This window comes from Flavobacterium omnivorum (assembly GCF_900099915.1).
Lineage (GTDB): Bacteria > Bacteroidota > Bacteroidia > Flavobacteriales > Flavobacteriaceae > Flavobacterium > Flavobacterium omnivorum.
Genome location: NZ_FNDB01000002.1, coordinates 102,698 through 117,903 on the forward strand (window position 1 = coordinate 102,698; position 15,206 = coordinate 117,903).

At 34.5% G+C, this 15,206-nt stretch carries 11 protein-coding genes; 9 read left to right on the forward strand and 2 right to left on the reverse strand.

The genetic code is table 11. From position 1 onward, the window contains the following. Positions 1 to 82: 82 nt before the first annotated feature. The 4 genes from purB to BLS90_RS02515 all read left to right on the forward strand — a co-directional run bounded on the left by purB (position 83) and on the right by BLS90_RS02515 (position 6,640). Positions 83 to 1,429, forward strand: a complete 1,347-nt coding sequence (gene purB / locus BLS90_RS02500; RefSeq protein ID WP_091254881.1) for an adenylosuccinate lyase — start codon at positions 83 to 85, stop codon at positions 1,427 to 1,429. Positions 1,430 to 1,614: 185 nt separating this feature from the next. Next, entirely contained in the window at positions 1,615 to 3,852 is a 2,238-nt protein-coding gene (locus BLS90_RS02505) for a cation:proton antiporter domain-containing protein (protein ID WP_091254884.1), read from the forward strand. A gap of 291 nt (positions 3,853 to 4,143) precedes the next feature. Continuing rightward, the gene (locus BLS90_RS02510) at positions 4,144 to 4,749 is read left to right on the forward strand and encodes an NAD(P)H-dependent oxidoreductase (protein WP_091254888.1); all 606 of its coding nucleotides are present in this window, start codon (positions 4,144 to 4,146) and stop codon (positions 4,747 to 4,749) included. A 1-nt stretch (position 4,750) separates the two neighbouring features. Next, positions 4,751 to 6,640: a monovalent cation:proton antiporter-2 (CPA2) family protein gene (locus tag BLS90_RS02515; RefSeq protein ID WP_091255396.1), complete on the forward strand. Its 1,890-nt coding sequence runs from the start codon at positions 4,751 to 4,753 to the stop codon at positions 6,638 to 6,640. Positions 6,641 to 6,721: 81 nt separating this feature from the next. On the opposite strand, the gene BLS90_RS02520 is transcribed toward BLS90_RS02515, so the two are convergent. After that, on the reverse strand, positions 6,722 to 8,185 hold the full coding sequence (locus BLS90_RS02520; protein ID WP_091254891.1) for an aminoacyl-histidine dipeptidase: 1,464 nt from the start codon (positions 8,183 to 8,185) through the stop codon (positions 6,722 to 6,724). Between the two features lie 109 nt (positions 8,186 to 8,294). Here BLS90_RS02520 and BLS90_RS02525 point away from each other — a divergent pair, with 109 nt between their 5' ends. After that, on the forward strand, positions 8,295 to 9,356 hold the full coding sequence (locus tag BLS90_RS02525; RefSeq protein ID WP_091254895.1) for a DUF3810 domain-containing protein: 1,062 nt from the start codon (positions 8,295 to 8,297) through the stop codon (positions 9,354 to 9,356). Between the two features lie 184 nt (positions 9,357 to 9,540). Here BLS90_RS02525 and BLS90_RS02530 read toward each other — a convergent pair whose 3' ends face one another. Continuing rightward, positions 9,541 to 10,845, reverse strand: coding sequence for an NAD(P)/FAD-dependent oxidoreductase (locus BLS90_RS02530; protein WP_091254899.1), 1,305 nt, complete (start codon positions 10,843 to 10,845; stop codon positions 9,541 to 9,543). Between the two features lie 196 nt (positions 10,846 to 11,041). Here BLS90_RS02530 and BLS90_RS02535 point away from each other — a divergent pair, with 196 nt between their 5' ends. The 4 genes from BLS90_RS02535 (at position 11,042) to thrS (ending at position 15,198) form a co-directional block, all read left to right on the forward strand. Continuing rightward, positions 11,042 to 11,470, forward strand: a complete 429-nt coding sequence (locus tag BLS90_RS02535; protein WP_091254903.1) for a hypothetical protein — start codon at positions 11,042 to 11,044, stop codon at positions 11,468 to 11,470. A gap of 412 nt (positions 11,471 to 11,882) precedes the next feature. Beyond that, positions 11,883 to 12,386, forward strand: coding sequence for an RNA polymerase sigma factor (locus tag BLS90_RS02540; RefSeq protein ID WP_091254906.1), 504 nt, complete (start codon positions 11,883 to 11,885; stop codon positions 12,384 to 12,386). After that, entirely contained in the window at positions 12,383 to 13,015 is a 633-nt protein-coding gene (locus tag BLS90_RS02545; protein WP_091254910.1) for a hypothetical protein, read from the forward strand. Before BLS90_RS02540 ends, BLS90_RS02545 begins: the two co-directional genes overlap by 4 nt. A gap of 236 nt (positions 13,016 to 13,251) precedes the next feature. Then, positions 13,252 to 15,198 (forward strand): threonine--tRNA ligase, encoded by a 1,947-nt coding sequence (gene thrS / locus BLS90_RS02550; protein ID WP_091254913.1) that lies wholly within the window; start codon positions 13,252 to 13,254, stop codon positions 15,196 to 15,198. Positions 15,199 to 15,206: the final 8 nt, after the last annotated feature.

The following is a 15,206-nucleotide window of genomic DNA, read 5'->3' on the forward strand; positions in this document are numbered from 1 at the left end:
AATTTCAATAAAAATCCAAACTTATACCCCATAACTTATAACTTATAACTATTTTTGTCGCTTTCGAACAAACAACTAAACAATGACTACTTTAAACGAATTGAATGCTATATCTCCAATCGACGGTAGATATAGAAATAAGACCATTTCTCTAGCTCCTTTTTTCTCAGAAGAGGCTTTAATCAAATACCGTGTATTGGTTGAAATTGAATATTTCATTGCTTTGTGCGAAGTGCCTTTGCCACAACTAAAAAACATAAACCCGAACTTATTCGAAAGTTTACGTGACATTTATAAAAACTTTTCGACTGAAGATGCGCTTTGGATTAAAGAAACAGAGAAAGTAACCAACCACGATGTAAAAGCAGTAGAATACTTTATCAAAGATGCATTTGAAAAACTAGGTTTGTCCCAGTATAAAGAGTTTATCCACTTTGGATTGACTTCTCAGGATATTAATAATACCGCGATTCCATTATCTACAAAAGAAGCTTTCGAGAAAGTATACATGCCTTCCTTGATTACTTTAACTTCTAAATTAAAAGATTTAAGTGTGGAATGGCGCGATATTCCAATGCTTGCCCGTACCCATGGTCAACCGGCTTCTCCAACGCGTTTAGGAAAAGAAATAGGTGTTTTTGTAGAGCGTTTAGAAGAGCAAATGCGTTTGTTATTTAATATTCCGTTTGCGGCTAAATTTGGTGGTGCAACCGGAAATTACAATGCACATCATGTGGCGTATCCACAAATTGACTGGAGAAAATTTGGAGGTAAATTTGTGGAAGAAAATCTAGGTTTACACCACTCTTTCCCTACTACTCAAATTGAACATTACGATCATTTTGCCGCCTTTTTTGATGCTTTGAAAAGAATAAATACGATCATCATCGATTTAGATCGAGATATTTGGACGTACGTATCCATGGAATATTTTAAGCAAAAAATCAAAGCAGGAGAAATAGGTTCTTCGGCTATGCCGCATAAAGTAAATCCGATTGATTTTGAAAATTCAGAAGGAAATTTAGGAATTGCCAATGCAATTTTTGAACATCTATCAGCTAAATTGCCATTATCAAGATTGCAACGTGATTTAACGGATAGTACGGTTTTGAGAAATATTGGCGTTCCCATAGGACATACATTAATCGCTTTTGAAGCTACTTTAAAAGGATTGAACAAACTGCTATTGAACGAGCCGAAATTCCACGAGGATTTAGAAAAAAATTGGGCAGTAGTTGCTGAGGCTATTCAGACTATTTTACGTCGTGAAGGATATCCTAATCCATATGAAGCATTGAAAGGATTGACCAGAACCAATGAAGCGATTGATAAAAAAGCAATTCATGGTTTTATTGCAACCTTAGACGTTTCGGATATAATTAAAGCCGAATTGATGCAAATCACACCTAGCAATTTCTTAGGAATATAGATTAACAAAATTATTCGATTTTGTAAAATCCCGTTGAAAAGAAACAATAAATTCTTTTCAACGGGATTTTTGTTGCTAAAAAAATCATAAAAAGATGTTTTTAGTATTAATTATACTTTTAAAATTAAAGTTTTTTTATATCTTACCACAATACACAAAAAAACAAAAAAAACAAGTAAACGCCGATGAATACCGCGGAAACAGTAGCAAACGTATCGCAACACTTACAGCCCCTAATTAGAGATTTAGGATTAATCTTGATGACAGCAGCAGTAGCCGTTTTATTATTTAGATTAATAAAACAGCCACTTGTTTTGGGTTATTTAATTGCCGGATTTTTAGCTGGCAATCACTTTGATTTTTTCCCTTCCGTAAAAGACATTAAAAGCGTTGAAGTTTGGGCAGAAATCGGAGTAATATTTCTACTATTTAGTTTGGGACTCGAATTTAGTTTCAAAAAATTAATGAAAGTAGGAGGAACCGCTTCTATCACTGCTGTAACACAAATCGTTACGATGGTTTCACTCGGTTATTTGGTAGGACAATGGATTGGATGGAAACCCATGGATAGTCTCTTTTTAGGAGTCATTTTATCGATATCTTCTACAACTATAATTCTGAAAACCTTTGAAGAACTTGGTGTGAAAACTCAAAAATTTGCGGGAATTGTCGTTGGCTCCCTGATTGTGCAGGATATTGTCGCTATTTTGATGATGGTTTTACTTTCTACAATTGCTGTAAGTCAACAGTTTTCGGGTAGTGAACTGCTTTTATCCGTTTTTAAATTGATTTTTTTCTTAATAATATGGTTCGTAGGAGGAATCTTTTTTATCCCAACTTTACTTAAAAAAGCAAAAAACATATTGACGGACGAGATGTTATTAATCATCTCACTTGCCTTATGTTTGATGATGGTTATTCTTGCTGCAAATGTCGGGTTTTCTCCTGCTTTAGGCGCTTTTATCATGGGATCCATCATTGCTGAAACCACTCAGGCAGAACATATTGAGCATTTAGTTAAACCTGTAAAAGACCTTTTTGGAGCTGTTTTTTTTGTATCAGTAGGGATGTTAATCAATCCAGAAACGTTGTATGACTATGCCTTTCCCGTGGCTCTTTTGACATTGGTAGTGCTTCTAGGTCAATCTATTAGTTCAACAATTGGGGCCCTACTTGCTGGACAACCTTTAAAGCAATCGGTGCAAACTGGGATGAGTTTATCGCAGATTGGGGAATTCTCCTTTATTATCGCTACTCTTGGAATGACATTGAATGTAACTAGTGATTTTCTCTATCCAATTGTCGTGGCAGTTTCAGCAGTTACTGCTTTTACAACACCGTTTATGGTAAAATTCTCTACTCCATTCTCCGAATATCTGGAAAAAAAATTACCGCGAAAATGGATCAAGAAAATTGAACGATATAGTGCTAATGCCCAATCGATTAAATTAGTGAGCAATTGGCAAATAGTAGTCCGAGCTTTTTTGACCCAAGTAGTGATTCATTCCGTAATTATTGTTGCGGTTACGTTGCTGTCCTCTAAATTCATTTTGCCATTAGTAGAAGGATCCCCTTTTGCAAACATATTTGGCGCACTAATTACTTTAGTGATCATTTCTCCCTTTTTATGGGCGCTTTCCTTGCGTCGTGTCGCTGTTAAAGAAGTAGCCATCCTAAGAGAGGAACGCAAATACCGTGGACCAATTTTAATGATGATTCTAATGCGGATGCTTTTAGCACTTTTTTATATTGGCTTTTTATTGAATATCTTTTTCTCTCCAATACTCGCTTTTATATCACTGATTTCGGCTGTTGTGATCTACTTTGTCTTTCCAAAAAAATTAAATGCACAATATCATAAAATTGAAGGCCACTTTCTCAAAAATTTAAATGCCAGAGAAAATAAAAAAGTTATCAGAAGCCGCAGCGATTTGACCCCTTGGGATGGGCACATGACCACTTTTGATATTGCTCCAACGTCTAATATTGCTGGAAAAACATTAGAAGAATTGCGAATTCGGGAAGAATTAGGCATTAATATTGCCTTTATCAAAAGAGGAGAAATAATGATTAATATCCCCAATAAAAATGAACGTTTATTTCCAGGAGATGAAATTTGTATTATTGGAACAGACAACCAAGTCAAGGAATTTAAATCCTATTTGCATCAAAATGAAATAGAAGTACCTGAAATTTCTGAGACGGACATCATCTTAAAACAACTTGAACTTAAAGACGAAGAATTTATTGGTGCAACGATCCGTGATTCTCAATTACGAGAAAAAACGAATGCCTTAATTGTAGGAATTGAAAGAAGCGGAAGACGAATTCTTAATCCAGAATCCAATATGATTTTAGAAAAAAATGACATTCTTTGGGTCGTGGGAAGCAAAAAACTATTGACCACTTTTTTCAAAAATTAAATAAAAAAACGCCTCGTTGGATCAATCGCTTTTACACTACTAGTTGATTAATTCATAAACAATCGAATAATGTCTTTAACTAAATCCTGTCAGAATGATTTATTATTTTGACAGGATTTTCAGTTTGTCAGCTACTACAAGTAAAAAAATAGCTTTTCAGACGATTGCAATCAAGAATACTAAACAATATTTTATATCTTTCAATAATTTTAAAAAGGTCAAAAAATACTGTAAATCAGACCTTAAGCAGTTGTAAATTTCTGAAAAAGACATAATTAACCACTAAATTTTATGGCAAAAAATAAAATTTTAATCTTATTTTCTCATCCATTATTCGAAAAATCACACGCGAACAAGGCTTTGGTGAAAAATATTCCCCATTCAGAAAACATCACTTTTCATGATTTATATGAAGAATATCCCAATTTTGATATTGATGTAAGGCACGAGCAAGTCCTATTGAGCCAACACGATATTATTATTTGGCATCATCCAATGTATTGGTACAGTTGCCCGCCATTAATGAAACAATGGATTGATATGGTATTAGAACACAACTGGGCGTATGGAAAAAAAGGAAAAGCACTACAAGACAAAATTATATTTCAGGTCATTACCACTGGAGGTGACAAGGAGAATTATTGCGAAACAGGTAGTGATCGTTATAGTATTGTTGAATTGCTCGAACCGTTCAATCAAACGGCAAAAGTATGTAACATGCTCTACTTACCTCCTTTTGTAGTTCATGGAACTCATAACATGGCCAAAGAAGATTATGAGAAAAACGGAGTGGTTTATGGCTATTTACTTGACTATTTAGAAAACAATGATTTGGATTCTGATACCATTTTGCAATACCATTATTTGAATGAATGGTTTGCTACAATACAAGTTTAATATGGATACCAATTTTTTATTACAAGCAATCATTTATTTATCGGCAGCGGTAATTTGCGTCCCTATTGCTAAAAAGCTAGGCTTAAGTTCTATTTTGGGCTACTTATTGGCTGGAATCGTAATTGGCCCTTATGTTTTGGGATTTATTGGTCAGGAAGGTGAGGATATTATGCATTTTGCTGAATTTGGTGTTGTGATGATGCTATTTTTAATTGGTCTGGAACTAGAACCCCGCAAGTTTTGGAAAATGCGAAAATTCATCCTTGGAATGGGATCTTCTCAAGTACTAGGAACCACTGTGCTTTTATTTGTTGGATGCCTTCTTTTTATGGATTGGAAATGGGAAACTGCCTTAGCCATTTCACTAGCACTCGCCTTATCCTCAACGGCAATTGTGCTGCAAACTTTAAAAGAGAAAGGACTATTGAATACATCAGTAGGCCGTTCCTCCTTTGCCGTTTTACTGTTTCAGGATATCGCTGTGATCCCAATATTAGCTTTCTTACCGCTACTTTCAACTGTAAATCTTGAAGTGACAAGTGATGCTCCACAATCCTTAATTTCTGGATTTCCAAGCTGGTTGCAAACTCTAATTGTTCTGGGGATTATATCGACTATTTATTTTGCTGGTCGTTATGTATTTGTTCCGCTATTGCATATAATTGCAAAAACTAGGTTACAAGAATTGTTTACGGCCTCTGCATTATTGCTAGTATTTGGCGTCTCGTATTCGATGCAGTTGGTTGGATTAAGTCCTGCACTAGGTGCTTTTATGGCTGGAGTTGTATTAGCAAACTCGGAATTTCGACATGAATTAGAAGGAGATATTGCGCCATTTAAGGGACTTCTTTTAGGCCTTTTTTTCCTAGGCGTAGGCGCATCAATAAACTTTCAATTAATTATTGAAAATCCTCTTTTCATTTTTATTTTTGGAGCCATCCTAACTTTGGTGAAATTTGTAGTTTTATTTGTAATTAGTAGATTTCACAAAAAAAATACCAACCAAAACCTTTTGTTTGCTTTTGGTTTGAGTCAAGCCGGGGAATTTGGTTTTGTAATCATGAGTTTTTGCATGCAATTGAATATCATTCCTAGTGTTTTGGCAAATCAAGTGATGGCGGTAATCGCCATGAGTATGGTTGCAACTCCTTTTTTATTGTTAATAAACGAGCGAATAATTTATCCCAATTCCAGAATCAAAGAAAAAGTAACGGAAATTAATAAAGATGATGATTTCATAGATGAAGATAATCCTGTTATTATTGCTGGTTTTGGCCATTTTGGTAGTACAGTAGGCCGTTTATTAAGAGCAAATAAAGTTACATCGACTATTCTTGATTATGATTCTGACCGAATTGATTTATTACGAAAAATGGGTTTCAAAGTGTATTATGGAGATGCAACACGATTGGAATTGCTAAAAGCGGCTGGTTGTGAAAACGCCAAACTTTTTATTGCAGCCATAGACAATCCATCCGTAAATTTGCAAGTAATTGAAACATTAAAAAAACATTTCCCTCACTTAAAAATCTTGACTCGTGCCCGCAATCGAAATGATGCTTATGAACTAATCGATCATAAAGTCGAGCATATTTATAGAGAAACATTATACAGCGCTGTAAATATGGGTGTTGACGCCTTAGTAGAATTAGGGCATCGCAAGTATTCAGCCACTAGACAAGGACGGCAATTTATAAAATATGACGAAATTACCACTCGCAAATTAGCGGAAAAACGTCATGATAAAATGGCGTACATGATAACCGTTAAAGAAGAAATTGAATTACAGGAACAGTTACTAAAAAGCGATCTATATTCGCAGATTGCAGCAACAAACCACAGTTGGGATAGTGAACATTTGAAAAACAACCTCTCTGAACCCGCCGATTAAAAATTATTTTACTAAATAAAAAGGCATAATTAAAATCCTAAATGGAACTTAATTATGCCTTTTTCTATGGTTCTTAAACTATTATTTTACTGGTATCGTCGCTAAAATTTCCAATACAAATTTCCAAAATTTCTGAGAAGAGGAAATACTCGCTCTTTCGTCTGGAGAGTGAGCTCCATGAATGGTTGGTCCAAAAGAAATCATATCCATATCTGGATAATTGATTCCCAGAATTCCACATTCTAATCCAGCATGACACGCCACTACTTTTGGTTTTTCACCGTTTTGTTTCTCGTAAATAGGCACTAAAACATCTAAAATTTCTGATTCTGAATTGGGCGTCCAACCCGGATAAGATCCTGAAAATTCCACTTCACAACCCATAAGTTCAAAAGCAGAACGCAAGGCATTAGCCAAATCAAATTTAGATGTTTCAACCGAAGAACGCGTTAAACATTGTACTGTAAGTTGTCCGTCTCCAACAATTACTTTAGCAATATTATTAGAGGTTTCTACTAAATCATCAAAATCAGCACTCATTCTGTACACTCCGTTGTGAGCAGTATACATCGATCTTACGAAGTAAAACTGAGCAATTGTTGGCATTACTTTAGCAGGAGCTGCCTCCATTTTTTCAAAAACAACTTCTAAATTGGGTTCCGTTGTTTTAAACTCGGTTTTGATTTCGTTGACAATTTGCTGCATGTCAAAAACAAAAGCTTCATCATATACTTCAGCAATAATTACTTTTGCCATACTTTCACGAGGAATAGCATTACGTAAACTTCCTCCTTTTATTTCTGAAATTTGCAAACCAAAATTATCAAAACCATCAAACAACAATCGGTTCATGATTTTATTCGCATTACCCAAGCCTTTGTGAATATCCATTCCTGAATGTCCGCCTTTCAAACCTTTTACGGTAATGGTGTATCCTACTGAACCTTCTGGAGTTTCCTCCTCATCATACTCAGCAGTAGCCGTCACATCAATTCCTCCTGCACAACCAATATCAATTTCATCATCTTCCTCCGTATCCATATTCAACAGAATTTGACCTTGTAGAATACCGCCTTTTAAATTTAAGGCTCCAGTCATTCCTGTTTCTTCGTCAATGGTAAACAAAGCTTCGATTGCAGGATGAGGAATATCAGTACTTTCTAATATTGCCATGATAGCTGCAACTCCAAGACCATTATCAGCACCAAGCGTAGTTCCTCTAGCTCGAACCCAATCTCCATCAACATACATATCGATTCCTTGTGTATCAAAATCAAAAACAGTATCGGCATTTTTTTGGTGCACCATATCCAAATGTCCTTGAAGCACAATTGCTTTTCGGTTTTCCATTCCGGCAGTTGCCGGTTTGCGAATGATGACATTTCGAATATCATCTTCAAAAGTTTCTAATCCAAGGCTTTCGCCAAAGTTCTTCATGAATGCAATTACTCTATCTTCTTTTTTAGAAGGACGTGGAACCGCATTTAAATCGGCAAACTTATTCCACAGCGCTTTTGGCTCTAAATTTCTTATTTCTTGACTCATTTATATTTTTTTGAAGTTTACTATTTTTAAAGCTCAAAGTTACAAAGTTTAAATTCTTTATGGTAGTAATTGATATTGTAATTATATTTACATTTAGAAAATTCAAACATTGAAAACAAAATATTTCCTTTCCTGCTTTCTATTAATCCAAATTCTGCTTTTACAAATAATTCCCTTTTACCCAGAACAGATAGAAGACTGGTACAGCAATGGTTTTTATCCGATACTTTCGCTATTTTCGAGAACTATTTTGGGCAGAATTCCTTTTTCTGTGGGTGACTTTCTTTATTTCATTCTTATTTTATTTATTTTAAAATGGATTTGGAACAAACGAAAAACTTGGAAATCCGAATGGAAAGACACTATTTTGAGTATACTGAGTTTTGTTTCTGTTTTTTACTTTTTGTTTCATGTTCTTTGGGCTTTGAATTATTACCGTGAACCGCTTTTTGAAAAAATGGAAATTCAAAAAGACTATTCGGATGCTGATTTATTGGCTTTCACCAAAAAAATAATTACTAAAACCAATGCTATTCATTACCAAATCACAAAAAATGACAGCTTGAAAGTGGTATTTCCCTACTCACAAGAACAGGTTTTTGAAATGAGTTTGAATGGCTACAAAAACCTATCCGCGGAATATCCTTATTTTTCTTATTCTAAGTTAAGCACTAAAAAATCACTGTTTAGCCTGCCTTTGACCTATATGGGTTTTGGAGGTTATTTGAATCCGTTTACCAATGAAGCGCAGGTTAATTATTTGGGTCCAATGTACAGTTTCCCGATGACTACAAATCACGAAATGGCACACCAAATGGGGTTTGCCAGTGAAAGTGAATGCAACTTTATCGGCTTTCTAGCATCCATAAAAAATGAAGATTTATATATTCAATATTCCGGTTATAGTATGGCTTTACGATATTGCTTAGGGAATTGGCAAGCGAGAGATGAGGCTATTTTTAAACAATTATTGAAAACGGTCAATACCGGAATTTTAAAAAACTACAAAGAAAGCGAAGATTTCTGGAAGCAGTATGACACAGTAATTGATAAAGGTTTCCATGCTTTTTATGATCAATTCCTCAAAATAAACCAGCAAAAGGATGGCCTTGAGAGTTATAACAAATATGTAAATTTGATGGTAAATTACTATAAAGGGAATGGTTTTTAGATCTAAAGTTTTAAAGTAAATCACTACCCTTCTAGTACTAATTTTTGAGATTGATTTAAATATTCATAAAGAGATAAAGAGAATTTAGAGTGCTATTTGATGAGTTAATTTGGTTTTTATTGCATGATAATGTAACTAAAAAGCTAAAGTTGAATGACAAACAACTCTAAAATACTTTCGGCAATTACACTTCATCACTAGTAAACGTGGTAAAACTTTTCTTTTTAAACGGTCTGATAATCAAACGGCCTTCGCGGTCAAAACGAATGTAATTATAAACCCAATTTAAGAAAACTACCGCTTTATTTTTAAATCCAATTAGTGAAAATAAATGTACAAACATCCAAACAAACCAAGCAAAAACACCACTGAAATGGTATTTAGGCAAATCGACAACTGCTTTATTTCTTCCAATTGTTGCCATAGAACCTTTATCATTGTACTCGAATGCTTCCATGGGTTTATTTTGAATTAATTTCACCAGATTTTCACCCAATAATTCCCCTTGCTGCATTGCTGGTTGTGCCATCATAGGATGTCCTTGCGGATAAGTTTCAGATTCCATGGAAGCAATATCACCTACTGCAAAAATGTTTTCATAGCCCACCACTTGATTGTATTCATTTACACGTATGCGTTCTACTTTTTCTACTAGAGATTTTGCATCCAATCCCGCAACAATAGCACCTTGAACACCTGCTGTCCAGATTACCGTGGCAGTTTCAAAGGTTAAATCGGAATTTGCGGTTATCGTACGTCCATCGTAATTAGTGACGCGAACGTTTTTCCAAATTTTCACACCTAAGCTGATTAGAAATTTTTCGGCAGCTTGTGAGGATTTCTCACTCATGGTATTCAGGATACGGTCGCCACTTTGAATTAGGTTAATTTCCATTTTGGAAATATTAAGATCGGGATAATCTTTTTGCAGAATCGCTTTTTTCATTTCGGCTAAAGCTCCCGCAAGCTCTACTCCTGTTGGTCCACCACCTACGAGGACAAAATTGATAAGGCTGTTTTGTTCTGCTACATCAATAGTTAAAACGGCTTGCTCAAAATTTTCAAGAATCAAACTACGTATGTTGAGCGATTGCGGTATGGTCTTCATGGCCATACTGTTGCGCTCGATTTCTTTGTTGCCAAAATAATTCGTTTTGGAACCTGTGGCAATCACCAAATAATCATAACTTAATTCGCCTATCTCGGCAATTACTTTTTGATTTTTAGTATCTATTTCTTGAACATTGGTGAGCCTGAAGTAAACGTCATCGTATTCCTGAATTACTTTTCGAATTGGGTAGGCTATAGAACCGGCTTCCAAACCGCCAGTAGCAACTTGATATAATAAAGGCTGAAAAGTATGGTAATTGTGTTTGTCTAAAAGAACCACCTGAACTTTTTTATTTTTTAGCTTTTTGGACAATGCAATTCCTGCGAATCCACCTCCTATAATTACTATTCTGGGTAAAGCTGAATTTGGGATGTTCATTTTTAAAATAGAATGATGAATTACAAAGTTAGTAAAGATTTAAGAAATTAGCTACCAATGACTTACAATATATAATTGACAAAATCAGATGAATAGCGCATAAACATCAAAAAAAAGTGTCAATCAATTGTAATTACGATTCTATTATTACTATTTTAGCTACCTAATTAATTATAACCAAAAAAATATTTGCCTTATGAAAAAAAGAATTTCAGTTGTTGTGGTCTCCTTATCGATGCTCGTTTTGCTAAATAGCTGTGGTGTTATGTTTGGTGGTAGTAGGTACGAAGGTACAATTGTTGCCAAGGACCGACCAAACGCAGCAATTTATGTTGATGGCCAAAAAATGGGTGACGGTCAAGTTACCGCATTATTTCCAAGAAATAAAGCCTTAAACGTAGAATTAAAAGAAGAAGGTTGCGATACTAAAAAACAAACTTTTAATACTGCTTTTAGAACTGGAAACTTTATCTTAAGCGTTGTATCGTTTGGATTATTGGGTCTTGGAGTCGATTTAGGGACTGGTGCAGCATATAAACCAGACCACATCAATAATCCTGCTGTTAAGAAAGTTAGCGATAAAAAATATACTTTTAATGTTGATTATTCTGAATGTAAAAAATAGTCTAGTACTTTTTTAAACTTATCAAAAGCCTTTTATGAAATTCATAAAAGGCTTTTTTAAACCCGTTTCTCCTTCTTTTCACACTTAAATAAAGCTGAATACAGTTAATAGTTAGACTTAAGTTCTCTAACCACAATTTTATAACGCCTGCATTGATAGCCCTTAGCTGTTTATTGTAAAATTAGGAATGTGATTTGACTATTTGTATTTGCCAACTGTTGTTGTGAAATACACAATGGGTAAATTAGCCCCGATGGTAATGAAAATCCTTTATTTACTGATTTTTATCAGTAAATAAAGATTGAAATGTACAGCGGGACGACTCTTTTTTTATGAAGTGAAAATTTTTGTGCTCCAAAAAAAAAGGAAGCATTGTAACAAAAACCATGATTGACTTACTAACGTATATACTATGAGTGAAAATCTAGAACAATCTTTTGTAAAACAGCTACAGGAAAACCAGAATATAATCCACAAGATTTGTAGGTTGTACACTAATGGCGATGATGCGCACAAGGATTTGTTTCAGGAAATTACAATTCAGTTGTGGAAAGCTTTTCCAAAATTCAGAGGAGATAGTAAGTTTTCTACTTGGGCGTATCGAGTCGCCCTCAACACGGCGATTACTTTGTACCGAAAAACAAAACGATCCATAAACACAATAGAATTTGAAGGTCGCCAACATTTTCTGAATGATGTGGAATATGATTATGAAGAAGAGGAACAATTAAAGCTAATGTACAAGGCAGTTTACCAACTAAATGATATTGAAAAGGCGCTAATCTTTATGTATCTGGAGGACAAAGATTATCACGAAATAGCGGAAACACTAGGAATTAGTGAGGTAAATGCGAGAGTAAAAATGAATAGGATAAAAGGGAAATTAAAAAAAATATTAAATCCATTAGGAATATGAAAGAGCTGGATTTATTAAAGAAAGACTGGCAGAAGAGCGATAAATCTTTTGAGCAGGTATCGGAAATCGAGATTTATAAAATGATTCATAAAAAATCATCTTCAATAGTGAAGTGGATTTTGATTATAAGCATTTTGGAGGTTTTGCTATGGACTTGTCTTAGCGTTTGCTTTGACTCTAATGAGTATTTAGAAAAAATAAAACATGCAGAATTGATTGGCTATTTTGAAGTCTTAAACTACTTTAACTACGCTGTAATATTGATTTTTATTTATTTGTTTTACAAAAATTATATTCTGATTTCGACCACTGCTTCAACCAAACAATTGATGCAGGACATCCTCAGAACTCGCAAAACGGTTCAATATTATGTTTGGTATAATTTAGCGATGCTTGTTTTTAGTTTGATTATTGGCTTTATAATTGCATTTGCTTATAATCCTGAAATGGATGCTCTAAAAAATCAAATTAATGGCAATAGCAAAGTGATGGCAATAACAATAGCCGTATTAAGTATTTTTAGCATTGCATTATTCGGTTTGTTATGGCTGTTTTACAGAGTATTATACGGTACTTTATTGCGTAAATTGTATGCCAATTATAAAGAATTAAAGAAAATCGATTTATAAAAACTCGTTCTTTTTCCTAAAAAAAGGAACTACTTGACATGGTGTAATTGAAACAAGAAAGATTATTTAATCTATTCTTAGATTATGTTTGGTGCCTATTTGACCTAAAATATTTTTTAAACAACATTGATTTTTACAAACTAATTTAGATTACAAGCTTTAGACTAACAAACCTTACATATATATTGGTTGTGTTTTTGTAATGCTCTATATTTGCATTCTTAAAATATCAAACAATGATTAAGATTACTTTGCCCGATGGGTCAATTAAAGAGTTTGCTCTTGATGTAACACCTATGGATGTTGCTAAAAGCATTAGTGAAGGATTTGCCAGAAATGTAATTTCGGCTTCTTTTAATGGTACAACTATTGAAACAACAACCCCTTTGACGACGGACGGTAGTCTTACATTATACACTTGGAATGACGCTGATGGAAAGAAAGCTTTCTGGCATTCGACTTCACACGTGATGGCGCAGGTTCTTGAAGAAATGTATCCTGGAATCAAATTAACGCTAGGACCAGCAATCGCAAATGGTTTTTATTACGATGTAGATTTTGAAGATCATAAAATCACAGACGCAGATTTCAAGAAAATTGAAGACAGAGTTATTGAAATTTCAAGAGGAAAACATGAATTCAAATTGCGTCCTGTATCAAAAGCGGATGCCTTGGAATTATATAAAGACAACGTTTATAAAACAGAACTAATTACCAATCTTGAGGACGGAACAATTACGTTTTGTGATCATGACACATTTACTGATTTATGCCGCGGTGGTCATATTCCAAATACTGGAATTATCAAAGCAATGAAAATCATGAGTGTTGCCGGAGCTTATTGGCGTGGTGATGAAAAAAACAAACAACTAACTCGTGTTTATGGAACTTCATTTCCAAAACAAAAAGATCTTACAGAATATTTAGTATTACTGGAAGAAGCAAAACGCAGAGATCACAGAAAACTAGGTAAGGAACTTGAATTGTTTGCGTTTTCAGCAAAAGTAGGTGCAGGATTGCCATTGTGGTTGCCAAAAGGAGCTGCATTAAGAGATCGATTGGAACAGTTCTTGAAAAAAGCACAAAAAAAAGGGGGCTATGAGCAAGTTGTAACACCTCATATTGGTCAAAAAGAATTGTATGTAACATCTGGTCATTATGCAAAATATGGTGCTGATAGTTTTCAACCTATAAGTACACCGCATGAGGGAGAAGAGTTTCTATTAAAACCGATGAACTGTCCGCATCACTGTGAAATTTATAATGTTAGACCTTGGTCCTACAAAGATTTACCAAAGCGTTATGCTGAATTTGGTACGGTTTACAGATACGAACAAAGTGGTGAATTACACGGTTTGACTCGGGTACGAGGGTTTACTCAGGACGATGCTCATATATTTTGTACTCCAGATCAATTGGACGAAGAATTTAAAAAAGTAATTGACTTGGTACTCTACGTTTTCGGTTCTTTAGGATTTGAAAATTTCACGGCTCAAATATCATTAAGAGATAAAGAAAATAAAGATAAATACATTGGTACTGATGAAAACTGGGAAAAAGCGGAGAACGCGATTATCAGTGCAGCAGCAGATAAAGGCTTAAGCACGGTTATTGAATATGGCGAAGCTGCTTTCTATGGTCCAAAATTGGACTTCATGGTTAAAGATGCTTTGGGCAGACAATGGCAATTAGGAACTATTCAAGTCGATTATAACCTTCCAGAGCGTTTTGATTTAACTTATAAAGGTTCTGACAACGAATTGCATAGACCCGTGATGATTCACAGAGCCCCGTTTGGCTCCATGGAACGATTTATAGCAATATTATTAGAGCACACAGCAGGAAATTTCCCACTGTGGTTAATACCTGAACAGGCTATTATATTGTCTTTGAGTGAGAAATATGAAATATATGCGAAAAAAGTTTTAGATTTGCTAGAAAATCACGAAATTCGCGCCCTGATTGATAACAGAAATGAGACTATAGGCAAGAAAATCAGGGATGCAGAAATGCAAAAAATCCCGTTTATGCTGATTGTTGGTGAAGAAGAGGAGAAAAATGGAACAATTTCTATCCGTCGTCATGGTCAGGAAGGAAAAGGAAATATCAGCGTTACAATAGAAGAATTTGTTGCTATTGTGAATGAAGAAATAAATAAAACATTAAAAGTATTTACAGTTTAACTTAAATT